Source organism: Micromonospora sp. NPDC002717 (genome assembly GCF_040295705.1).
GTDB lineage: Bacteria > Actinomycetota > Actinomycetes > Mycobacteriales > Micromonosporaceae > Micromonospora.
This window is the reverse complement of record NZ_JBEOVW010000014.1, coordinates 139,626-162,235: the sequence shown is the minus strand read 5'-3', so window position 1 is coordinate 162,235 and position 22,610 is coordinate 139,626. Positions and strand designations below refer to the sequence as shown.

Sequence of the window (22,610 nt, the reverse complement as noted above, 5' to 3'; positions counted from 1 at the left end):
AGTGCCCGTCACCCGCGCGCCGGCCACGAGCGAGCCGGCCGGCGGCCCGGACGGCGCCGCCCCGCCGCCACCACAGCCGCCCGCCCCGCCCCGGCTGCCACTGTGGCCGCTGGCGGCGATGTTCGGCCTGGTGCCGCTCTGGTGGCTGACCGGCGCGTTCTATCTCGGCTGGCCGTTGCTCGGCGCGCTGCTGTTCGCGCTGCTGGTGATCCGGGGGCGGGTGCCGCTGCCCCCGGCCGCCGGGATCTGGCTGCTGTTCCTGGCCGTCGTCGTGGTCAGCGCCACCCAGCTCCAGTCGCCGGCCTCGGTGCTGACCTTCGGCCTGCGGCTCGCCTTCTACGTCACCGCGCTCGTGGTCGGCGTCTACGTCTACGCGGTCGCCCGGGAACGCGCCGACCTGGTCGCGGTGCTCGTGCCGCTCTGTGCGTTCTGGTTCGCGCTGGTCGCGCTCGGCTGGCTGGGCGTGCTGGCGCCCCGGTTCGCGCTGACCACCCCGGTGGAGGTGCTGCTCCCGGGCGGCATCGCCCGCACCCCGTTCATCCGGGACATGGTCCACCTGAGCACCGCCGAGTACAGCGAGCGGTCACTGAACCCGATCTACCGGCCGGCCGCGCCGTTCGCGTACACGAACAACTTCGGCAGCGCGTACGCGATGACCCTGCCCTGCGTGGTCGCCTTCACCATGCTGCGCCGGCGCGGCGTGCTGCGCTGGGCGCTGCTGGCGTCGCTGCCGTTGTCGCTGGTCCCGGCCTTCCTCACGCTTAACCGGGCGATGTTCCTCAGCATCGGTGCCGGCCTCGCGGTGCTCGGCGTCCGGGCCGCCCTGCGCGGCAATGTCCGGGTTGCCGCGTCGATCGTCGGCGTGGTGGTCATCGGCGGCGTCGCCACCCTGTTCATCCCGATCGCCGAGCTGATCGGCAACCGCGTCGAGTCCAGCGACACGAACACCGACCGGCTCTCGCTCTACGTCGAGGTGATCCGCCGGGTGAAGGAGTCGCCGTGGCTCGGCTACGGCGCGCCGGTCAACGTGGACACCGTCACGGCCCAGGCGCCCATCGGCACCCAGGGGCAGCTGTGGATGGTGCTGTTCAGCCACGGCGTCCCCGCGCTGCTGTGCTTCCTCGCCTGGTTCGTCGCCGCCGCGCTGATCTGCGCGCGGGCCACCTCGCCCGCCGGGCAGTGGCTGTCCGTGGTGCCGGTGATCTGCCTGGTGCAGATCCCGTTCTACGGCATGGCCAACCAGAACCTCGCGGTCGCCTTCTTCGCCGTCGCCTTCGCGACGGTGCTCACCGAGCGGGAGGCGTCCGTCCGGCCGCACCACCCCCGTCCGGTCGGCCCGGAGGCGGTGCCGGCATGACCGCCGCCACCCGCCCGCCGGCCGGCGCCGTCGCCCCCGCCGGCCCGCCGGCCGACGACACGGAGACCCGGCGCAGCGCCCGCAGCGGGGCCGCCGGGTTGGTCGGCGCGGCCACCAGCGGCCTCTTCGGCTTCCTGCTCGCGGTCGTCATCACCCGCGGCTACGGCACGGTCGGCTCCGGCGCGTTCTTCGCCGCGATCGGCGTGGTCACCGTCGCCGCCGCCGTCTGCACCCTCGGCGCCGAGACCGGGCTGATGTGGGCGCTGCCCCGCCGCCGCTCGGGCGCCGGCGGCGACGCCGCCCGGGTGCTGCCGGTGGCGCTGTTGCCGCCGCTGCTGGCCGCGGTCCTCGTCGCCGTGGCCGGGGTGCTCACCGCGGACGCGCTCGCCCCGCGCCTGCTCGACGGATCCGACGCCGACGGAACGGCCCTGCTGGCGGTCAGTTTCGCCGCGGTGCCGGTGGTGGTGGCGATGACGCTGCTGCTCGCCACGCTGCGCTGCGTCCGCCCCATCCGGGCGTACGTCGGGGTGCAGTTCTTCCTGCTGCCGGTGGCGCGGCCGGTGCTGGTCGGCGCGGCGGTGCTCGCCGGCGGCGGCCTGCTCGCCGGCATGACCGGCTGGCTGGTCCCGGCGGCGCTCGCCCTGCTGGCCTGCCTGACGCTCGTCGCGGGCCCACTCGGCGTCGGCCGGGGCGCGGCGCTGCGCCCGCAGCGCGCCGACTGGTCGGCCTTCTGGCGGTTCGCCCTGCCCCGCGCCGCCTCCGCGGCGATCGACGCCGGCAACATGTGGGTGGGCGTGCTGCTCACCTCGGTGCTGGCCGGCCCGGCCGACGCCGGCGTGTTCGGCGCCGTCGGCCGCTACATCCTCGCCGGCCAACTGGCCATGCAGGGGCTGCGGGTGGCGGTGTCGCCGCAGCTGTCCCGGCTGCTCGGGCGGGGGGAGCGGGGCGCGGCGGCCGCCGTGCACCGGCAGTTGACCACCTGGGGGCTGGTGCTGTCCTGGCCGGTCTACCTGCTGCTCGCCGTCTTCGGCCTGGCGTTCCTCCAGCTCTTCGGGCCGGAGTTCACCGCCGGCGCCCCTGCGATGACCGTGCTCGCGCTGGCCATGCTGGTCAACACCGGGGTCGGCAACGTGCAGAGCCTGCTGCTCATGGGCGGCCGCAGCGGCCTGCACCTGGCCGCCACGCTGGCCGGGCTGCTGGTCACCGTCTCCCTCGGCCTGTGGCTGATCCCGGCGCACGGCGCGACCGGCGCGGCCCTGGCCTGGGCGCTCGGCATCGCCACCGAGAACCTCACCGCGGCATGCTGCGCCCGGGTCGTGGTCGGCCAGCCGCTGGTCGACACGGCGATGCTGCGGGCCGGGGCGGCCACCGTCGCCGGGGTCGGGCTCGCGGCGACGATCGGGGCGCTGGCCGGCGGGCGGGGGATCGGCGGGCTGACGGTGGCGGTGGGTGTGCTGGCCGCCGGCTGCGTCGGCTTGCTGACGTTGCCCCGGGTGCGACGCGGCATCCGGGTGACCATGGTGCAGATCCGTGGGCGGCGGGAGGCGGCCCCGGCCGCCGCCGGGCCCGCCCCGGAGAAGTCGAAGGGCAGGTGAGGTCCGTCGTGCCGTCCATCCGTGACCGGGTGAAGCAGCTCGTCCCGACCCAGGTGACGAACCGGGTGAAGGAGTCCCTCGTCGACTACGGGGTGCGCACCAGCGACCGGCGGCCGCTGCCGGACTTCCTCATCATCGGCACCAAGCGGGGCGGCACGACGTCGCTGTGGAACTACCTCATCCAGCACCCGCTGGTGCCCCGGCTCTTCCCGGCCTGGAACACGAAGTCCGCGCACTACTTCGAGGAGCACTGGCGGCGCGGCGAGGCCTGGTACCGGTCGCACTTCCCGACGCAGCGGCAGCGGGAGGCGCTGGAGAGGCGGCACGGCGGGCCGGTCCGGGTCGGCGAGGCGGCGCCGCTGTACATGTTCCACCCCCTCGCCGCCCAGCGGGTCGCCGCGCTGATGCCGTCGGCGCGGCTGATCGTGCTGCTGCGCGACCCGGTGGAGCGGGCGTACTCGCACTGGAAGGAGCGGCGGACGCACGGCATCGAGCCGCTCGACTTCGCCGCCGCGCTCGCCGCCGAGGAGGAGCGCACGGCGGGGGAGCGGGAGCGGCTGATCGCGGAGCCGGAATACTTCAGCGAGCCGTACGACTGGTACACCTACCGCGCCCGGGGCCGCTACCTGGAGCACCTGGAGCCGTGGCTGGAACGCTTCGACCGGGAGCAGATCCTCTTCCTGCCCAGCGAGGACCTCTACCGCGACGCCCGGTCCACCTACCGCCGCACACTGGACTTCCTCGGCCTGCCCCCGCACGACCTGCCCGACTTCAAGGTCTACAACGACCGCCGCTCGGCGCCCCTGGAGCCGGTGGTGCGCGCCGAGCTGACCGAGTACTACCGCCCGTACAACGACGCGTTGCGGCAGCGGCTGGGGCTGGACCTCGACTGGCCGGACCGGGCCGCGTGACGGCGCGCGTCGCCGCGCCGGCCGATCCCCGGTCCCGGACGGACGGGCTGGGCTGGGTCACCCGGGCGGTGTTCGGCGACGAGCGGCTCGCCCTGACCGTGGGCGGCCCCCCGCCGCCGGGCCACCGCGCCGTCGCCCGGTACGCGGTCGTCCCGTCGGTCGCCCGGGCCCGGTTCCTGCTGCCGCTCGGCGCGCCCCGGGCCACGGCCGCCTCGCTGCTGGCGTACAACGCGTTGCGCCCGCCGAAGGTGCGGGCGGTGCGGGCCGCGCTCGGCGGGTTCGCCCGGGTCGGCGCGGTCGACCTGGCCCCGTTCCCACGGCTCACGGTGTCGCTGCCCGACGGGCTCGCCGCCGACGAGGTGCTGCTGGCGGGGCGGCTGGCCGGCGCGCTCGGCGGCCCGTCGGTGTACGCGGCCTGCGGCGTCCGCCCGCCGGACCCGAACCACAAGCCCACCCTGCAACTGTTCGACCCGGCCGGCCGGCCCCTCGGCTATGCCAAGATCGGCTGGAACGGCGCCACCCGGGCGTTGGTGACCGCCGAGGCGGTGGCCCTGCGCGGGCTGCCGGCGGTGGCCGGGGCGCCCGACCACCCGGCGGCGCCCCGGCTGCTGGCCGAGGTGACCGCGGCCGGGCAGGTCATCGCGCTGGTCGAGCCGCTGCCGCCCGAGGTACGGGGGGTGCCGGCCGGCGATCCGCCGCGGCTGGCGGCGCTGCTCGCGGTGGCCCGCCGGGGCCGCCCGCCGGCGCCGCCTCGTCCGTTGGCCGGGTCGGCCTTCCTGGCCCGGATCGCCGCCGAGGCGCAGCGGGCCGCCGCCGGCACGCCCGACGGGGCCCGGGCGGTCGCCGCCGTGGCCGCGCTGGCCCGCCGGCACGGGGACACGACCGTCGAGTTCGGGCACTGGCACGGCGACTGGGTGCCCTGGAACCTGGGCGTGCACGCCGGCCGCCTGGTCGCCTGGGACTGGGAGCACAGCGGGCCGGACGTGCCGGTGGGCTTCGACCTGGCGCACGACGCGTTCCAGCGCGCCCTGGTGCTGCGGGGCGAGCCGGCGGCGACGGCGGCGCGGGCCGTCGACGCCCACCTCGACCACCACGGCGGCGGGCTGGGGCTCGGGCCGGCGGCGCGCCGGCTGGTGGCCGACGGCTACCTGCTGGAGATGTGGCTGCGCACGTGGCGGCTCGCCGACGCCGGCGCGGGCTGGAACGCCGCGCTGCACCCCGCCCTGCTGGACGTCGTCGAGAAACGACATACCGGCTGATCCGCCCGATCCGACGAGAGCCGGAACCGACCCTCCGATGCGGACGGTGACGGAGAAACTCCAGGTCGTGACAATGGTCGATGGCTGACTGGTCGGCGCGGCGCACCCGTTCCGCCACCGGTGGAGATCGATCGTCGCCCGGTCGTCCTATTTCACCGGCGGAAGACCTGTGATCTGCTGGCGCGTGGCGCCGACCGAAACTCCAAGCGAACTTTGTGGGGAGTCGCGTGGAAACGACAATCGAGGACGCCGGCGATCCCGGAGTCCTGCTCCTGGTGGGTTCCAGCGGCGGCCACCTGGCCCAACTGCTCGCCCTGCGGCCGTGGTACGAACGCTGGCGCCGCTGCTGGGTCACCTTCGACACGCCCGAGGCGGTCTCGCTGCTCGCCGGCGAGGACCTGGTCCCGGCGCACCACCCGACCACCCGCAACGTGCCGAATCTGCTGCGCAACGCCGTCCTCGCCTGGCGGGTGCTGCGGTCGCGCCGGGTCGCCGCCGTGGTGACCACCGGCGCCGGGGTCGCCGTGCCGTTCGTGGTGCTGGCCCGGCTGCGCCGCATCCCGACCGTCTACATCGAGGTGTACGACCGGATCGACACCCCGACCCTGACCGCCCGGCTCTGCCGCCCGTTCCTGTCCGCGATGCTCGTGCAGTGGGACGAGCAGCGCCGCCAGTACCCGGAGGCCACCCTCGTGGGGACCCTGCTGTGACCGCCGAGAGCACCGGAACCACCCCCGCGCACCCGGTCGCCCCCGGCCGTCCCCGGCCCTCGCAGGCGGGCCGGGTGCCCCGACCCCGCGACCACGACGACGTCGCCCGCGCCCGGCTGCTGGTCGCCGTCGGCACCGACAAGCACCCGTTCGGCCGGCTGGTCGGCTGGCTGGAGGAGTGGCATCCCGGCGTCGCCGAGGACGTCGGCCTGACCGTCCAGCACGGACACACCCGGGCGCCCGGCGTGCCCGGGGCGGTGCCGTTCCTCGGCCACGACGAGCTCCAGACCGCCATGGCCGAGGCCGACCTGGTGGTCTGCCACGGCGGGCCGGCCACCATCCTGGAGGCCCGCCGGCACGGTCACCTGCCGATCGTGGTGCCCCGGGACCCGACGCGGGGCGAGCACGTCGACGACCACCAGCAGCTCTTCGCCCGCCGCCTGGGCGCGGCCGGCATGGTGGCGCTGGCCGAGACCCGGGAGGCGCTGTTCGCGGCGCTCACCGCGGGGCTGGCGGACCCGTCCCGGTTCGCCGTCGCGGCCGACCCGGCCGCGTCCGAGGCGCGCCGCGCCGCGGTGCAGCAGGTGGGGCGGATCGTGGAGGAACTGGTGGCCGCGTCGACCGGACGACGGCAGCGGGCGAGGTGGCGGCCGTGGGCACGGCCGGACCGGAACGGAGAACGACGATGACCGGACACCCGAGCGTCAGCGTGGTGGTGCCGACCCGGGACCGGCCCGAGCTGCTCCGGGCCGCGGTGCGGGCCGTCCTCGACCAGGACCACCCCGGCCCGGTCGAGGTGGTGGTCGTGTACGACCGCTCCGAGCCGGACGGCTCGCTGGCCGAGCTGTCCCGCCCGGACCGCCTGGTGCGGGTGATCCGCAACGAACGCACCCCCGGCCTGGCCGGCGCCCGCAACTCGGGCATCCTGGCGGCCACCGGGGAGCTGGTCGCGTTCTGCGACGACGACGACGAGTGGCTCCCCGGCAAGCTGCGGGCCCAGGTCGAGGCGCTCGCCGCCGCCCCCGACGCGGAGTTCGTCAGCTGCGGCATCCGGGTCAGCTACGACGGGCACACCGTCGACCGGGCGCTGCCGAAGGACTCGGTCACCCTGGCCGACCTGCTGCGCGACCGGATGACCGAGCTGCACCCGTCCACCTTCCTGATCCGCGCCGCCGCGCTGCGGGACGGGTTCGGGCTGGTCGACGAGGAGATCCCGGGCAGCTACGCGGAGGACTACGAGTTCCTGCTCCGGGCCGCCCGCAGCGCGCCGCTGGTCAACCTGCGCACGCCGTACGTGCTGGTGCGCTGGCACAAGCGGTCCTACTTCGCACAGCGCTGGGACACCATCTCCGAGGCGTTGCAGTGGCTGCTGGAGCGCTACCCGGAGTTCGGCACGCAGCCGGCCGGCGAGGCGCGGGTCGCTGGGCAGATCGCCTTCGCCCGGGCCGCCTCCGGCGACCGGCGGGGCGCGATGCGGTGGGCCCGGCACACCATCCGGCGCAACCCGCGCGAGCCGCGGGCGTACCTCGCCCTCGCCGTGGCCGGGCGGGTGGTCCGCGCCGACGCGGTGCTGCGCACCCTGCACCGGCGCGGCCGGGGCATCTGAGCCGGCGGGCCGGGCGACGCCGGATCCCGCGCCCCGGGTCATCCAGGGTCTCGGGTCGGTGTTCCCGCCCGAACGCCCTGTCCCGGCTCCGGGCGTCGGCCGCCCTGCGGACGGCGGCGTCCGCAGGGCGGGACGCGGCGGGCACCGCACGGCGGCGGCCACCGGGCGTGACAGACTGACCGCTGTGTTGCGCTGGTTGACTGCAGGGGAATCGCACGGTCCCGCCCTCGTCGCGTTGCTGGAGGGCGTGCCCGCCGGCGTCGAGGTGACCACCGGGGACATCGCCGGTGAGCTGGCCCGGCGCCGGCTCGGCTACGGCCGGGGCGCCCGGATGTCGTTCGAGCAGGACGAGGTCGAGATCATCGGCGGGCTCCGGCACGGGGTGACCCTCGGCAGCCCGGTCGCGATCCGGGTCGGCAACTCCGAGTGGCCCAAGTGGCGCACCGTGATGGCCGCCGACCCGGTCGACCCGGCGGAGCTGGCCAGCCAGGCCCGCAACGCGCCGCTCACCCGCCCCCGGCCGGGCCACGCCGACCTGGCCGGCATGCAGAAGTACGGCCACACCGACGCCCGGCCGATCCTGGAGCGGGCCAGCGCCCGGGAGACCGCCGCCCGGGTCGCCGTCGGCACGGTCGCCAAGGCGCTGGTCCGGCAGGCGCTCGGCATCGAGATCGTCTCCCACGTGGTCGAGCTGGGTCCGGTCGCCGTCAAGCCCGGGCTGCGCCCGGTGCCCGAGGACGCCGCCCGCATCGACGCCGACCCGCTGCGTTGCCTCGACCCCGAGGCCAGCGCCCGGATGGTCGCCGAGGTCGATGCCGCGAAGAAGGCCGCCGACACCCTGGGCGGCGTGGTCGAGGTGCTGGCGTACGGGGTGCCGCCGGGTCTGGGCAGCCACGTGCAGTGGGACCGCAAGCTCGACGCCCGGCTCGCCACCGCGCTGATGTCCATCCAGGCGATCAAGGGCGTCGAGATCGGGGACGGTTGGCAGCAGGCGCGCTCCCGCGGCTCCGAGGCGCACGACGAGATCGTGCCCACCGCCACCGGCGTACGCCGGGTCACCGACCGGGCCGGCGGGCTGGAGGGCGGCATCACCACCGGCGAGCCGCTGCGGGTGAAGGCCGCGATGAAGCCGATCTCGTCGCTGAACCGGGCCCTGGCGACGGTGGACGTCACCACCGGCGAGCCGGCCACCGCCATCAACCAGCGCTCGGACGTCTGCGCGGTGCCCGCCGCCGCGGTCGTCGCCGAGGCGATGGTGGCGCTGGTGCTGGCCGAGGCGGCCACCGAGAAGTTCGGCGGCGACTCCGTCGCCGAGATCCGCCGCAACCTGGCCGGCTACCTCGACGCCCTGGTGATCCGGTGAGCGCGGGCCGGTCGGCCGGGCGCGGTGGCGCCGGACGGTGCCGCTGATGGCGCCGGTCTGCGTGCTGGTCGGGGCGCCGGGCTCCGGCAAGACCACCATTGGGCAGGCACTCGCTGAGCTGCTCGGGGTCGAGTTCCGCGACACCGACGTGGACATCGAGCGGCTCGCCGGCAAGCCGATCCCGGAGATCTTCATCGACGAGGGTGAGGCCCACTTCCGTGCCCTCGAACGGGCGGCGGTGGCGGCGGCGCTGGCCTCCTGCGAGGGGGTGCTGGCCCTCGGCGGCGGCGCGGTCCTCGCCGAGGAGAACCGCGCCGCCCTGGTCGGGCACCCCGTGGTGCACCTCTCCGTGGAGCTGCCCGACGCCGTCAAGCGGGTCGGGCTGGGGGCGGGCCGGCCGCTGCTGGCGATCAACCCGAGGGCGACGCTGAAGCACCTGCTGGACCAGCGCCGCCCGCTCTACGCCGAGGTGGCCACCGCGACCGTGGTCACCGACGGGCGGGCCCCGGAGGAGATCGCCGCCGAGGTCGCGGCGCTGCTGAAGCACTGAGTGACCGGCCGGCCGCGGCGCACGTCACGAGTGGGCCGCGACCGGATCCGGCGGGCGGGACCGCTGCCGCACGGGGGTGCGCCGTCCGCCCGGGTGCCACCGTCACGGTGTGGCCCCTCCGGCCGCGGTCAGCTCCCGGCGATCCGGTCGAGCACGTCGGTCAGGCCCTTCGGCTCGCTGAGCATCGGCCAGTGCCCGGTGGGCAGCGCGTGCAACTGGCCACCGGCCAGCCCCGCGAAGAACGGGTGCCCCTGCGCGATCATGCCCTCCACCACTTCGAGCGGGAAGGTGCTGGCCACCAGCGCGGTCGGCACCGCGCGCCCGCCGGCGCGGCGCACCGGGTCGGTGGCGGCGCGCAGCGGATGGGGGGTGGCGCGCCGCCGCAGCAGCGCGAGCGCGGCGGCATCCAGGCCGGCCAGGTTCTCCGGGTCCTCGGCCGGGTCCCACGCGGGCGGGGGCAGCAGATGGCCGTCGCCGATCCGGGCGCGCAGCCGCTCCTGCTCCTCCGGCGGGTTGACGTCGAACTGCGACATGCCGTCCGGCATCGGCCCGCTCTCCACATAGACCACCCGGGCGATCCGGTCCGGGACGCGCTCCGCCGCCTGGGCCACCGGCAGCCCGCCACCGGAGTGCCCCACCAGCACCACGTCGTGCAGGTCCTCCACCTCGACCAGCCGGACGACGTCGGTGGTGTGCGTCTCCAGGCCAACCTCGGGGCCGGCCAGGTGGGCGCGCTCGGCCACCCCGGTCAGCGTCACCGGGTACACCTCGTGGCCCCGCTCGCGCAGCGCCGCGGTCACCTCCCGCCATGCCCAACCACCCAGCCAGAAGCCCGGAACCAGCACGAACGTCGCCATCTGCCTTCTCCCTCTGTCGTCGCTCCGGGAGACCGTACGATCGAATCCGGACGCTTTCCGCCCTGATTGAAGGAGTGGCCCGTGTCACATCCCGCCGCCAGGGTGCTCGGCATGCTCGAGCTGCTCCAGAGCCACCACCGGCTCACCGGGGCCGAGCTGGCCCGCCGGCTGTCGGTGGACGAGCGCACCGTGCGGCGCTACGCCGCGACGCTGGCCGAGCTGGGCATCCCGGTGGCCGCCGAGCGGGGTCGCCACGGCGGCTACCGGCTGCGCCCCGGCTACAAGCTGCCGCCGCTGATGCTCACCGACGACGAGGCGGTGGCCGTGCTGCTCGGGCTGCTCGCCGCCGAGCGGCTCGGGCTGGGCACCGAGGAACCGGCGACCGCCACCGCGCTGGCCAAGATCCGCCGGGTGCTCCCGTCCGCGCTGGGCGACCGGCTCGCCGCCGTGCAGGAGCACCTCGGCTTCACGCTGCGGCGCTCCACGACGGAGGCCCGCCCGGCGACCGGGACGTTGCTCGCCCTCGGCGCGGCCGCCCGGCACCGGCGCCGGGTGCGGCTGGCCTACCGCTCCTGGTCCGGCGCGGCCTCCCGGCGGCAGCTCGACCCGTACGGCCTGGTCTTTCACGCCGGCCGGTGGTACGTGACGGGGCACGACCACCTGCGCGGGGAGGTGCGCACGTTCCGCCTGGACCGCGTCGGCGAGGTGGAGACGGGGACCGAGACCTTCGTCGTGCCCGACGGCTTCGACCCGGTGGCCCAGGTGACCCGCTCGCTGGCCGGCGTGCCCTACGCCCACGAAGTCGAGGTGCTGCTCGAGACCGACCTGGCGACGGCCCGACGGCGGGTCCCGCCGAGCGTGGCCGAGCTGACGGAAAGCGCCGACGGGGTGCTGTTGCGCACCCGCGCGGAGAACCTCGACGGGATGGCCCAACTGCTCGCCGGGCTGGGCTGGCCGTTCACCGTGCTGAGCCCGGACGCCCTGCGTGCCGCGGTGACCGAGCACGCCCGCCGGCTCGCCGGTTGGGCCGGACGGACGCCGGGCTGACCCGGCCGCCGGCGGCACGGTCGCCTCGGCGCCGGCGGTTCCGGCGGGCCGGGTGGCCACCACGTGGACAGTCCCGGTCCGGGACCGGGCGGCTGGACTAGGCTGCCGGCGATGGACGAAATGACCCGGATCCCCGTCGGCGGCGAGCGCCCGTACGACGTGCTGGTGGGACGCGACCTGCTCGACGCGCTGCCCGGCCTGCTGCCGGGCGCGACCCGGGTGGCGGTGCTGCACGCGCCCCCGCTCAAGGAGCTGGCCGACGCGATCGGCGACCGGCTGGGCGCGGCCGGCGTCGCGCCGCTGCCGATCGAGGTGCCGGACGCCGAGGCGGGCAAGCACATCCACGTCGCCGCGGCCTGCTGGGACAAGCTGGGCGAGGCCGGGTTCACCCGCACCGACGCGGTGGTCGGGGTGGGCGGCGGCGCCGTCACCGACCTGGCCGGCTTCGTGGCGGCGTCCTGGCTGCGCGGCGTGCGCTGGGTGCCGGTGGCGACCTCACTGCTGGGCATGGTCGACGCCGCGGTGGGCGGCAAGACCGGGATCAACACCTCGGCCGGGAAGAACCTGGTGGGCGCGTTCCACCCGCCGGTCGGGGTCCTCGCCGACCTGACGACCCTGGACAGTCTGCCCCCGGCCGACCTCGCCGCCGGCCTCGCCGAGGTGGTCAAGTGCGGGTTCATCGCCGACCCGGTGATCCTCGACCTGGTGGAACGGGACCCGGCGGCGGCCACCGACCCGACCGGCCCCGTGACGCGGGAGCTGATCGAGCGGGCGATCCGGGTCAAGGCCGACGTGGTCTCCGGCGACCTGCGCGAGTCGGGGGTGCGGGAGGTGCTCAACTACGGTCACACCCTCGCCCACGCCATCGAGAAGGAGGAGGGCTACCGCTGGCGGCACGGGCACGCGGTGGCCGTCGGCATGGTCTACGCCGGTGAGCTGGCGCGGCTCGCCGGCCGCTTGGACGCCGCCACTGCGGAGCGGCACCGCACGGCGATGGCGGCGTTGGGCCTGCCCACCAGCTACCCGGCCGACGCCTGGCCCCGGCTGCTGGCCACGATGCGGGTGGACAAGAAGGCCCGGGGCAGCCAACTGCGCTTCGTGGTGCTGGACGGGCTGGCCCGCCCCGCCATCCTGGAAGGCCCGGCGGACGACCTGCTGGAGGCGGCCTACCGCGAGGTCGCGGCGTGAGGGTCTACGTGCTCAACGGCCCCAACCTCGGCCGGCTCGGCACCCGCCAGCCGGACGTCTACGGCGCGACCAGCTACGCGGACCTCGTGGCGCTCTGCGAGGCGACCGGGCGCGAGCTCGGCCTGGACGTGACCGTCCGGCAGACCGACGCCGAGCACGAGTTGCTGGGCTGGCTGCACGCCGCCGCCGACGAGGGCGCTGCGGTGGTGCTCAACCCGGCGGCCTGGTCGCACTACTCGTACGCGGTCCGGGACGCCTGCGCGATGCTGCGCGGGCCGCTGGTCGAGGTGCACATTTCCAACATCCACGCCCGGGAGGAGTTCCGGCACCACTCCGTGGTCTCCGCGGTCGCGACCGGGGTGATCTGCGGGCTCGGCGTCGACGGCTACCGCCTGGCCCTGCACCACCTGGCCCACCGAAACCGCTGACGGCACGACCGCGAGCAAGCGGGGATCCGTCAGTCACCAGGCGGGGATCCGCCAGCCGGGGTCGGACTCTGATTACTCGTCACGATGAGTGATGCTCGACACTCGTAACCCTCCGTCGCTGCTCCCCTCGCGTCCGCGGGACGCCTCGCGGACGCTTTGCTCTGCACCCACATGCGCACCGGCGGCCTGAGCTGGGGGTCTTCGGTCGACCGCGAGAGGCCGCTGCGCGACGAGCGTCACACAGGGTGAGCGGTGTGTCCGTGGGCGCAGAGCAAAGGGCGCGCGAGGTGGGTGTCCGACCGGCGAGCGTCATGTGCGGAGAGTCACGGACGCGGAGCAGTGGAGGCAGCCGGTGGTGCGGGCGGGGCGGGGGCGGACGCGGCGGGCGCCGGTAGACGGCGGGCAGCGGCGCGCGGCGCAACTAGTAGACTTGCCAGGTCTGTCCGCCAATTGATGATCAAGGCAGGAAATGGCCACCACCAACGACCTGAAGAACGGCCTGGTACTCAACCTCGACGGCGAACTCTGGGCCGTCGTCGAGTTCCAGCACGTCAAGCCCGGTAAGGGTGGTGCGTTCGTGCGTACCACGCTGAAGAACGTGCTGTCCGGCAAGGTGGTCGACAAGACCTTCAACGCGGGCACCAAGGTCGAGACCGCGACCGTGGACAAGCGCACGATGCAGTATCTGTACGCCGACGGCGAGGACTACGTCTTCATGGATCTGGAGACGTTCGACCAGATCACCGTCCCCGGCGGCACCGTCGGCGAGGCGGCGAACTACCTGCTGCCCGAGGCCGAGGCGACCGTCGCCACCCACGAGAGCGTCCCGCTCTACATCGAGCTGCCGACCAGCGTCGTGCTGGAGGTCACCTACACCGAGCCGGGTCTGCAGGGCGACCGGTCGACCGGCGGCAACAAGCCGGCCACCGTCGAGACCGGCGCGACCGTGCAGGTCCCGCTCTTCATCACCACCGGCGAGAAGATCAAGGTCGACACCCGCGACGGCCGTTACCTCGGCCGCGCCTGATGGCCGAGGGTCCCAAGCAGCAGATGCCTGCGCGCCGCAAGGCGCGCAAGCGGGCGCTGGACGTGCTCTTCGAAGCCGACCTGCGGGACCGCCCGCCGGTCGAGGTGCTCGCCGGCTACATCGAGCGGATCGAGAAGCCCCGGCCCGAGCACCTGGGATACGCGGTCAGCCTGGTCGAGGGGGTGGCCGCGCACCTCGACCGGATCGACGAGGTGATCGCCAGCTACGCCGAGGGCTGGACGCTCGACCGGATGCCCGTGGTCGACCGCAACCTGGCCCGCATCGCGGTCTACGAGCTGCTCTACGTCGACGAGATCGACGACGCGGTGGCGATCAGCGAGGCCGTCGAGCTGGCCCGGCAGATGTCGACCGACGACTCCCCGCGCTTCCTCAACGGGATCCTCGGCCGCATCGCCGAGTACGCCACCCGCTGAGGCGGCCCGCAGCATTCCCGGCACCCGCGGCGTCCTCGCCGCCGGCGGCCGTGTGACACGTACGACAGAAGGGGCCCGTGCCGGACGGCACGGGCCCCTTCTCGTGGTCGGGCTCAGGAGGCGAAGAACGCCCGCGGGTCGGCGACCAGCACACCGTGCTCGGTGAGCCGCTCGATCAGGCCGGACGGCGAGGCGTCGTAGACGATCGCGAGCGCGCGCAGGTCGTCGGCGCGGATCGAGAGCACGCGCCCGTTGTAGTCACCGCGCTGCTGCTGGATGGCGCGCGCGTAGCGGGCGACGTAGGCCAGGTCCTCGGAGGCCTCGTCGTACAGCCGCTCCAGGTCCAGGACGATCTTGCTGGTGGGCTCGTGGCGCACCCCGCTGCCGTCGGGCAGCAGCTCCGAGACGGGAACGCGGTAGAAGTCGGCCAGCTCGGCCAGGCGCGACACCGTGACGGCGCGGTCGCCGCGCTCGTACGAACCGACCACCACCGCCTTCCACCGCCCGTTCGACTTCTCCTCCACGCCCTGCAGGGACAGGCCCTGCTGCTGGCGGATGGAGCGCAGGCGGGCGCCCAGAGACTTGGCGTATTCAGAGGGCATTCGGACACTCCCAGTGCTGCTCGGGTTCTCCCAGCGATCGCTACGGAGCGTGACGGTACGGGGATTGCGACACGTGGTCAAGTGGTCGTGACCGTACCGTTGGGGACCGCCGGGAGAGTTGTCCCGTTTCGTCGGCTGATTGGAGGGTCAGTGGCCGGCGGCGGTTGGCGCGGTGACCACTGGTAACGTGGCGTGAAGCCCCGGTCCGGGCCGCTCGCGGTCCGGCGCCGGCATCCGACGTCCTTTAACGACCCGTCCCGTGAGGCGGGGAAGGAGGTCCGCCGTGGCCTACCCACCGGCTGCCCAGTCGTCGCCGCCGCGACAACCCTCGGTGAAGGTGATCCTCGCCAGCGCCGACGTCCAGCGCGTGGTCGACCGCATCGCCCACCAGATCCTGGAGAAGACCCAGGGCGCCGAGAACACCGTCCTGCTCGGCATCCCCACCCGGGGCGCCCCGCTCGCGAAGCGGCTCGCCGCCCGGATCAGCACCTTCGAGGACGTGACCGTCCCGGTCGGCGTGCTCGACATCACCCTCTACCGCGACGACCTGCGCCGGCACGCCACCCGCGCGGTCGGGCCGACCCAGGTGCCGCCCGGCGGCATCGACGGCAAGCGGGTCATCCTCGTCGACGACGTGCTCTTCTCCGGCCGTACGGTGCGGGCCGCGCTCGACGCGCTCAACGACGTGGGGCGCCCGGCGTCCGTCCAGCTCGCCGTCCTGGTCGACCGCGGGCACCGCGAGCTGCCGATCCGCGCCGACTACGTCGGCAAGAACATCCCGACCTCCCTCGCGGAGAGCGTGAAGGTCACCCTCGCGGAGACCGACGGCGCCGACGAGGTCAAGCTGTACGGGGGGACCCCCTCATGATCAGGCACCTGCTCTCCGGCGCCGACCTCGACGCCGCCACGGCCACCCAGATCCTGGACACCGCCGCCGAGATGGCCACCGTCGCCGGCCGGGAGGTCAAGAAGCTGCCCGCCCTGCGGGGTCGCACCGTGGTGAACCTCTTCTACGAGGACTCCACCCGGACCCGGATCTCGTTCGAGGCGGCGGCGAAGCGGCTCAGCGCCGACGTGATCAACTTCTCGGCCAAGGGCTCCAGCGTGGCGAAGGGCGAGAGCCTGAAGGACACCGCGCTGACCCTCCAGGCGATGGGCGCCGACGCGGTGGTCGTCCGGCACTCCGCCTCCGGCGCCCCGCACCGGCTCGCCGACTGGGTCGACGGCTCGGTGGTCAACGCCGGCGACGGCACCCACGAGCACCCCACCCAGGCGCTGCTCGACGCGTACACGATGCGCTCCCGGCTGGGGCGGCTGGCCGGCCTGTCGGTCGCGGTGGTCGGGGACGTGCTGCACAGCCGGGTGGCCCGCTCCAACGTGCTGCTGCTGTCCACCCTTGGCGCCAAGGTGACCCTGGTCGGGCCGCCGACGCTGATCCCCGTCCACATCGCGCAGGCGCTCGCGCCCGGCACCGACGTCTCCTACGACCTCGACGCGGTGCTGCCGCAGTCGGACGTGGTGATGATGCTGCGGGTGCAGCGGGAGCGGATGAACGACTCCTACTTCCCGTCCGCCCGCGAGTACGCCCGCCGCTACGGCCTGGACGGCCCGCGGATGCGCCGGCTGCCCGAGCACGCGATCGTCATGCACCCCGGCCCGATGAACCGGGGCATGGAGATCACGCCCGAGGTCGCCGACTCGCCCCGCTCCACCATCGTTGAACAGGTCGCCAACGGCGTCTCCGTCCGGATGGCCGTCCTCTACCTGCTGCTCGGGGGGAACAACCGGTGAGCTCGTACCTCATCTCCAACGTGAGCGTCGTCGGCGCCGCGCCGACCGACCTGCTGATCCGCGACGGCGTCGTCGCGGCCGTCGGCGCCGGGCTGGACGCGCCGGACGCCACCGTCGTCGACGGCACCGGGCTGGTCGCCCTGCCCGGCCTGGTCGACCTGCACACCCACCTGCGCGAGCCCGGCCGGGAGGACGCCGAGACCGTCGAGTCCGGGTCCCGGGCGGCGGCCCTCGGCGGCTACACCGCCGTCTGCGCGATGGCGAACACCTCGCCGGTCGCCGACACCGCCGGCGTGGTCGAGCAGGTCTGGCGCCTCGGCCGGGAGGCCGGGCTGGTCGACGTGCAGCCCATCGGCGCGGTCACCGTCGGTCTGGCCGGCGAGCAGCTCGCCGAGCTGGGCGCGATGGCCGACTCGGCGGCCCGGGTGCGGATCTTCTCCGACGACGGGCACTGCGTCGCCGACCCGAAGCTGATGCGCCGCGCCCTGGAGTACGTCAAGGCGTTCGACGGGATCATCGCCCAGCACGCCGAGGAGCCCCGGCTCACCGAGGGCGCGCAGATGCACGAGGGCGAGGTGTCGACCCGGCTCGGCCTGACCGGCTGGCCGGCGGTCGCCGAGGAGGCGATCATCGCCCGGGACGTGCTGCTCGCCGAGCACGTCGGCAGCCGGCTGCACGTCTGCCACGTCTCCACCGCCGGCAGCGTCGAGGTGCTGCGCCAGGCCAAGGCCCGGGGCATCCGGGTCACCGCCGAGGTGACCCCGCACCACCTGCTGCTCACCGACGAACGGGCGGAGACCTACGACCCGGTCTACAAGGTCAACCCGCCGCTGCGCACCGCGACCGACATCGCCGCGCTGCGGGCCGCCCTGGTCGAGGGCGTGATCGACATCGTCGCCACCGACCACGCCCCGCACGCCGTGGAGGACAAGGAGTGCGAGTGGGCGTACGCCCGGCCGGGCATGCTCGGCCTGGAGACGGCGCTGTCCATCGCCCTCGACGTGCTCGGCCCCGAGTGGGACCTGATCGCCGAGCGGATGTCGCGCGCCCCGGCCCGGATCGCCGGCCTGGAGGGGCACGGCCTCGACCCGGCGCCCGGCGTGCCCGCGAACCTGACCCTGGTCGACCCGGCCGCCCGCCGCACCATCGAGCCGGCGGAGCTGGCCAGTCGCAGCCGCAACACCCCGTACGCCCGCATGACGCTGCCGGGTCGCATCGTGGCGACCTTCCTGCGCGGCGAGCCGACGGTCCTGGACGGAAAGGCTGTCAAGTAAATGGCGAAGCGCAGAAGCGCGATCCTCGTCCTCGAGGACGGGCGCACGTTCCACGGCGAGGCGTACGGCAGCGTCGGGGAGACCTTCGGCGAGGCGGTCTTCAACACCGGCATGACCGGCTACCAGGAGACCCTGACCGACCCCTCCTACCACCGGCAGGTGGTCGTGCAGACCGCCCCGCACATCGGTAACACCGGAGTCAACGGCGAGGACGACGAGTCCGGCCAGATCTGGGTCGCCGGCTACGTGGTCCGCGACCCGGCCCGGATCGGCTCGAACTGGCGGGCCACCGGCGGGCTGGAGGACCGGCTGGCCGCCGAGGGCGTGGTCGGCATCAGCGGCGTGGACACCCGGGCGCTGACCCGGCACCTGCGCGAGCGCGGCGCGATGCGGGTCGGCATCTCCAGCGTCGAGACCGACCCGCGGGCCCTGCTGGCCCGGGTGCGGCAGGCCCCGGAGATGGTCGGCGCGGACCTCTCCGCCGAGGTGACCACCGCGAAGCCGTACGTGGTGGCGGCCGAGGGCGAGCACCGGTTCACGGTGGCCGCGCTGGACCTGGGCATCAAGCGCAACGTGCCGCGCCGGCTGGCCGCGCGCGGCGTCACCACCCACGTGCTGCCCGCCACGTCCACCATCGACGACCTCCTCGCCACCGGCGCGGACGCCGTCTTCTTCTCGCCCGGCCCCGGCGACCCGGCCACCGCGGACGCGCCGGTGGCGCTGGCCCGCGAGGTGCTGCGCCGGAAGGTGCCGCTGTTCGGCATCTGCTTCGGCAGCCAGATCCTCGGCCGGGCGCTCGGCTTCGGCACGTACAAGCTGGGCTACGGCCACCGCGGCATCAACCAGCCGGTGCTCGACCGGGTCACCGGCAAGGTCGAGGTGACCAGCCACAACCACGGCTTCGCGGTCGAGGTCCCGGGCGCACGGCAGGGCGCGGTCGTACCCGATCAGGTGATCGAGACCGAGTTCGGTGGCGTCCAGGTCAGTCACGTCTGCCTCAATGACAACGTGGTCGAGGGGCTGCGGGCCAAGGACGTGCCCGCCTTCACCGTCCAGTACCACCCGGAGGCGGCAGCCGGTCCGCACGACGCGGACTACCTCTTCGACCGCTTCGCCGAGCTGATCGAGGGCCGGACCCAGAACGAGGGGCGCACACATGCCTAAGCGGACCGATCTCAAGCACATCCTGGTGATCGGCTCCGGGCCGATCGTGATCGGGCAGGCCTGCGAGTTCGACTACTCCGGCACCCAGGCCTGCCGGGTGCTGCGCAGCGAGGGGATCCGGGTCAGCCTGGTCAACTCGAACCCGGCGACGATCATGACGGACCCGGAGTTCGCCGACGCCACCTACGTCGAGCCGATCACCCCGGAGTTCGTCGAGCTGGTCATCGCCAAGGAGCGCCCGGACGCGATCCTGCCCACGCTGGGCGGGCAGACCGCGCTGAACACCGCGGTCGCCCTGCACGAGGCGGGCGTACTGGACAAGTACGGCGTCGAGCTGATCGGCGCCAACATCGAGGCGATCAACCGGGGCGAGGACCGCCAGCTGTTCAAGGACATCGTCGCCAAGGCCGGCGTACGCCTGGGCCTGGACGACCCGTCCGGCCTGGTGCCCCGGTCCCGGGTCTGCCACTCGATGGCCGAGGTCGAGGCCACGGTCGCCGAGCTGGGCCTGCCGGTGGTGATCCGGCCGTCGTTCACGATGGGCGGCCTCGGCTCCGGCATGGCGCACACCCCGGAGGAGCTGGCCCGCATCGCGGGCGACGGGCTCACCGCCAGCCCGGTGCACGAGGTGCTCATCGAGGAGAGCGTGCTCGGCTGGAAGGAGTACGAGCTCGAACTCATGCGCGACCGGCACGACAACGTGGTGGTCGTCTGCTCGATCGAGAACGTCGACCCGATGGGTGTGCACACCGGCGACAGCGTCACCGTGGCCCCGGCCATGACGCTGACCGACCGGGAGTACCAGCGGCTGCGCGACCTGGGCATCGCGGTGCTGCGCGAGGTCGGCGTGGACACCGGCGGCTGCAACATCCAGTTCGCGGTGAACCCGGCCGACGGCCGGATCGTCGTGATCGAGATGAACCCGCGGGTGTCCCGGTCGTCGGCGCTGGCCTCCAAGGCCACCGGCTTCCCGATCGCGAAGATCGCCGCGAAGCTGGCCATCGGCTACACCCTGGACGAGATCCCCAACGACATCACGCTGAAGACCCCGGCGGCGTTCGAGCCGACCCTGGACTACGTGGTGGTGAAGATCCCGCGGTTCGCGTTCGAGAAGTTCCCCGGCGCGGACCCGGAGCTGACCACCACGATGAAGTCCGTCGGCGAGGCGATGAGCCTGGGCCGCAACTTCAGCGAGGCGCTGAACAAGGCGATGCGCTCGCTGGAGACCAAGGCGGGCGGCTTCTGGACGCTGCCCGACCCGGCCGGCGCGACGAAGGAGAACACCCTCGCCGCGCTGCGGATGCCGCACGACGGCCGGCTCTACACGGTGGAGCGGGCGCTGCGGCTGGGCGCCTCGATCGCCGAGGTGGCCGCCGCGTCCGGCGGGATCGACCCGTGGTTCCTGGACCAGATCGCCGCCCTGGTCGAGCTGCGTGCGGAGATCGTCGCCGCGCCGGTGCTCGACGCCGACCTGCTGCGCCTGGCCAAGCGGGCCGGGTTGTCCGACCGGCAGCTCGCCGCGCTGCGCCCGGAGCTGGCCGCCGAGGACGGCGTACGCACGCTGCGGCACCGCCTGGGCGTCCGCCCGGTCTACAAGACCGTGGACACCTGCGCCGCCGAGTTCGAGGCGACCACGCCCTACCACTACTCCTCCTACGACGCCGAGACGGAGGTCGTCGGGTCGGACCGGCCGAAGGTGCTGATCCTCGGCTCCGGGCCGAACCGGATCGGGCAGGGCATCGAGTTCGACTACTCCTGTGTGCACGCGGTTCAGGCGCTGCGCAGCGCGCCGGCCGGCGGCACGGCCGGCGCCGGGTTCGAGACCGTGATGGTCAACTGCAACCCGGAGACGGTCTCCACCGACTACGACACGGCCGACCGGCTCTACTTCGAGCCGCTCACCTTCGAGGACGTGCTGGAGGTCTGGCACGCGGAGGACTCCTCCGGCAGGGCGGCCGGCGGGCCGGGCGTGGTCGGGGTGATCGTGCAGCTCGGCGGGCAGACCCCGCTGGGCCTGGCGCAGCGGCTCAAGGACGCGGGCGTGCCGGTCGTCGGCACCTCCCCGGAGTCGATCCACCTGGCCGAGGAGCGGGGCGCGTTCGGGGCGGTGCTGGCCCGGGCCGGGCTGCGCGCCCCGGCGCACGGCATGGCCACCTCGTACGACGAGGCGAAGGCGATCGCCGACGAGATCGGCTACCCGGTGCTGGTCCGGCCGTCGTACGTGCTGGGCGGGCGCGGCATGGAGATCGTCTACGACGACGCGACGCTGCGCGACTACATCGGGCGGGCCACCGACATCTCCCCGGACCACCCGGTGCTCGTGGACCGGTTCCTCGACGACGCCATCGAGATCGACGTGGACGCGCTCTGCGACGCCGACGGCGAGGTCTACCTCGGCGGGGTGATGGAGCACATCGAGGAGGCCGGCATCCACTCCGGCGACTCGTCCTGCTCGCTGCCGCCGATCACCCTGGCCGGCTCGCACGTCGCGCAGGTCCGCCGCTACACGGAGGCGATCGCCCGGGGCATCGGCGTGCGCGGCCTGCTCAACGTGCAGTACGCGCTGAAGGACGACGTGCTCTACGTGTTGGAGGCGAACCCCCGCGCGTCCCGGACGGTCCCGTTCGTCTCCAAGGCCACGGCGGTGCCGCTGGCGAAGGCGGCGGCCCGGATCGCGCTCGGCGCCACCATCGCCGAGCTGCGTGCCGAGGGGCTGCTCCCGGCCACCGGGGACGGCGGCTCGCTGCCGGCCGGCGCCCCGATCGCGGTCAAGGAGGCGGTGCTGCCGTTCAAGCGGTTCCGCACCCCGACGGGCAAGGGCATGGATTCGCTGCTCGGGCCGGAGATGAAGTCGACCGGCGAGGTGATGGGCATCGACACGGCCTTCGGGAACGCCTTCGCCAAGTCGCAGTCGGCCGCGTACGGCTCGCTGCCGACCGCCGGGAAGATCTTCGTGTCGGTCGCCAACCGGGACAAGCGCGGCATGATCTTCCCGGTGAAGCGCCTGGCCGACCTGGGCTTCGAGATCGTCGCCACCACCGGCACCGCCGAGGTGCTGCGCCGGCACGGCATCGCCTGCGAGCAGATCCGCAAGCACTACGAGTCCGGCGCGGGCGAGGACGCGGTGTCGCTGATCCTCGGCGGCGACGTCGCCCTGGTCATCAACACCCCGCAGGGCTCGGGCGCCAGCGCCCGCTCGGACGGCTACGAGATCCGCAGCGCCGCCGTCACGGCGGACATCCCGTGCATCACCACCGTGCCGGGCGCGGCGGCGGCCGTGATGGGCATCGAGGCGCGCATCCGGGGCGACATGCAGGTCCGCCCCCTCCAGGAGCTGCACGCCGCCCTGCGGGCCGCCGAGTGACCCGCCCCCAGCCGATTGATCATGAAGTTGCTGTCGTGACACGCCGGTGCGACGGGCAACAACCTCATGGTCAACGGGGGCCA

General features: G+C 74.2%; 21 protein-coding genes. 19 read left to right on the top strand and 2 right to left on the bottom strand.

Features of this window, described 5'->3' with window-relative positions; genetic code table 11:
• Window position 1 precedes the first annotated feature (1 nt).
• The 9 genes from ABT006_RS21700 (at window position 2) to ABT006_RS21660 (ending at window position 9,351) form a co-directional block, all read left to right on the top strand.
• The gene (locus ABT006_RS21700) at window positions 2-1,357 is read left to right on the top strand and encodes an O-antigen ligase family protein (RefSeq protein ID WP_502891014.1); all 1,356 of its coding nucleotides are present in this window, start codon (window positions 2-4) and stop codon (window positions 1,355-1,357) included.
• Window positions 1,354-2,952, top strand: coding sequence for a lipopolysaccharide biosynthesis protein (locus tag ABT006_RS21695; protein WP_350708976.1), 1,599 nt, complete (start codon window positions 1,354-1,356; stop codon window positions 2,950-2,952). The genes ABT006_RS21700 and ABT006_RS21695 overlap by 4 nt, the downstream gene beginning before the upstream one ends.
• An 8-nt stretch (window positions 2,953-2,960) precedes the next feature.
• Complete coding sequence (locus tag ABT006_RS21690; RefSeq protein WP_350708975.1) at window positions 2,961-3,863, top strand: sulfotransferase domain-containing protein; 903 nt, start codon at window positions 2,961-2,963, stop codon at window positions 3,861-3,863.
• Window positions 3,860-5,122 carry a hypothetical protein gene (locus ABT006_RS21685; RefSeq protein ID WP_350708973.1) on the top strand — a complete coding sequence of 421 codons (1,263 nt, stop codon included), beginning with the start codon at window positions 3,860-3,862 and terminating at the stop codon, window positions 5,120-5,122. The genes ABT006_RS21690 and ABT006_RS21685 overlap by 4 nt, the downstream gene beginning before the upstream one ends.
• Before the next feature lie 227 nt (window positions 5,123-5,349).
• Window positions 5,350-5,832, top strand: coding sequence for a UDP-N-acetylglucosamine--LPS N-acetylglucosamine transferase (locus tag ABT006_RS21680; RefSeq protein ID WP_350708971.1), 483 nt, complete (start codon window positions 5,350-5,352; stop codon window positions 5,830-5,832).
• A 74-nt stretch (window positions 5,833-5,906) separates the two neighbouring features.
• Window positions 5,907-6,521, top strand: a complete 615-nt coding sequence (locus ABT006_RS21675) for a glycosyltransferase (protein ID WP_350709063.1) — start codon at window positions 5,907-5,909, stop codon at window positions 6,519-6,521.
• A complete protein-coding gene (locus tag ABT006_RS21670) occupies window positions 6,518-7,438 on the top strand; it encodes a glycosyltransferase family 2 protein (RefSeq protein ID WP_350708969.1) in 921 nt (306 codons plus the stop codon). The genes ABT006_RS21675 and ABT006_RS21670 overlap by 4 nt, the downstream gene beginning before the upstream one ends.
• 184 nt (window positions 7,439-7,622) lie before the next feature.
• Complete coding sequence (aroC, locus tag ABT006_RS21665; RefSeq protein ID WP_350708967.1) at window positions 7,623-8,801, top strand: chorismate synthase; 1,179 nt, start codon at window positions 7,623-7,625, stop codon at window positions 8,799-8,801.
• Between the two features lie 46 nt (window positions 8,802-8,847).
• Window positions 8,848-9,351: a shikimate kinase gene (locus tag ABT006_RS21660; protein WP_350708966.1), complete on the top strand. Its 504-nt coding sequence runs from the start codon at window positions 8,848-8,850 to the stop codon at window positions 9,349-9,351.
• Between the two features lie 128 nt (window positions 9,352-9,479).
• Here the strand turns inward: ABT006_RS21660 and ABT006_RS21655 are convergent, their stop codons facing one another.
• Window positions 9,480-10,208: an alpha/beta fold hydrolase gene (locus tag ABT006_RS21655; RefSeq protein WP_350708964.1), complete on the bottom strand. Its 729-nt coding sequence runs from the start codon at window positions 10,206-10,208 to the stop codon at window positions 9,480-9,482.
• An 81-nt stretch (window positions 10,209-10,289) separates the two neighbouring features.
• On the opposite strand from ABT006_RS21655, the gene ABT006_RS21650 reads away from it, so the two are divergent.
• The 5 genes from ABT006_RS21650 to nusB all read left to right on the top strand — a co-directional run bounded on the left by ABT006_RS21650 (window position 10,290) and on the right by nusB (window position 14,332).
• A complete protein-coding gene (locus ABT006_RS21650; protein WP_350708962.1) occupies window positions 10,290-11,255 on the top strand; it encodes a helix-turn-helix transcriptional regulator in 966 nt (321 codons plus the stop codon).
• Window positions 11,256-11,366: 111 nt separating this feature from the next.
• Complete coding sequence (aroB, locus tag ABT006_RS21645; protein WP_350708960.1) at window positions 11,367-12,443, top strand: 3-dehydroquinate synthase; 1,077 nt, start codon at window positions 11,367-11,369, stop codon at window positions 12,441-12,443.
• A complete protein-coding gene (gene aroQ, locus ABT006_RS21640; RefSeq protein ID WP_350708958.1) occupies window positions 12,440-12,871 on the top strand; it encodes a type II 3-dehydroquinate dehydratase in 432 nt (143 codons plus the stop codon). The genes aroB and aroQ overlap by 4 nt, the downstream gene beginning before the upstream one ends.
• A 469-nt stretch (window positions 12,872-13,340) precedes the next feature.
• Complete coding sequence (gene efp, locus ABT006_RS21635) at window positions 13,341-13,898, top strand: elongation factor P (RefSeq protein ID WP_013285503.1); 558 nt, start codon at window positions 13,341-13,343, stop codon at window positions 13,896-13,898.
• A gap of 23 nt (window positions 13,899-13,921) precedes the next feature.
• Window positions 13,922-14,332: a transcription antitermination factor NusB gene (gene nusB / locus ABT006_RS21630; RefSeq protein ID WP_176737511.1), complete on the top strand. Its 411-nt coding sequence runs from the start codon at window positions 13,922-13,924 to the stop codon at window positions 14,330-14,332.
• Between the two features lie 113 nt (window positions 14,333-14,445).
• Here the strand turns inward: nusB and bldD are convergent, their stop codons facing one another.
• Window positions 14,446-14,934, bottom strand: a complete 489-nt coding sequence (gene bldD / locus ABT006_RS21625) for a transcriptional regulator BldD (protein WP_013285505.1) — start codon at window positions 14,932-14,934, stop codon at window positions 14,446-14,448.
• Window positions 14,935-15,217: 283 nt separating this feature from the next.
• Between bldD and pyrR the strand changes: the two genes are divergently transcribed.
• The 5 genes from pyrR to carB are packed head-to-tail and all read left to right on the top strand — an operon-like array spanning window position 15,218 to window position 22,527.
• Complete coding sequence (gene pyrR / locus ABT006_RS21620) at window positions 15,218-15,802, top strand: bifunctional pyr operon transcriptional regulator/uracil phosphoribosyltransferase PyrR (protein WP_350708956.1); 585 nt, start codon at window positions 15,218-15,220, stop codon at window positions 15,800-15,802.
• Window positions 15,799-16,725, top strand: a complete 927-nt coding sequence (locus tag ABT006_RS21615; protein WP_350708954.1) for an aspartate carbamoyltransferase catalytic subunit — start codon at window positions 15,799-15,801, stop codon at window positions 16,723-16,725. Before pyrR ends, ABT006_RS21615 begins: the two co-directional genes overlap by 4 nt.
• Window positions 16,722-17,999, top strand: a complete 1,278-nt coding sequence (locus ABT006_RS21610; RefSeq protein WP_350708952.1) for a dihydroorotase — start codon at window positions 16,722-16,724, stop codon at window positions 17,997-17,999. Before ABT006_RS21615 ends, ABT006_RS21610 begins: the two co-directional genes overlap by 4 nt.
• Window positions 18,000-19,163, top strand: coding sequence for a glutamine-hydrolyzing carbamoyl-phosphate synthase small subunit (gene carA / locus ABT006_RS21605; protein ID WP_350708950.1), 1,164 nt, complete (start codon window positions 18,000-18,002; stop codon window positions 19,161-19,163).
• Entirely contained in the window at window positions 19,156-22,527 is a 3,372-nt protein-coding gene (carB, locus tag ABT006_RS21600) for a carbamoyl-phosphate synthase large subunit (RefSeq protein ID WP_350708948.1), read from the top strand. The genes carA and carB overlap by 8 nt, the downstream gene beginning before the upstream one ends.
• The last annotated feature ends 83 nt before the right edge of the window (window positions 22,528-22,610 follow it).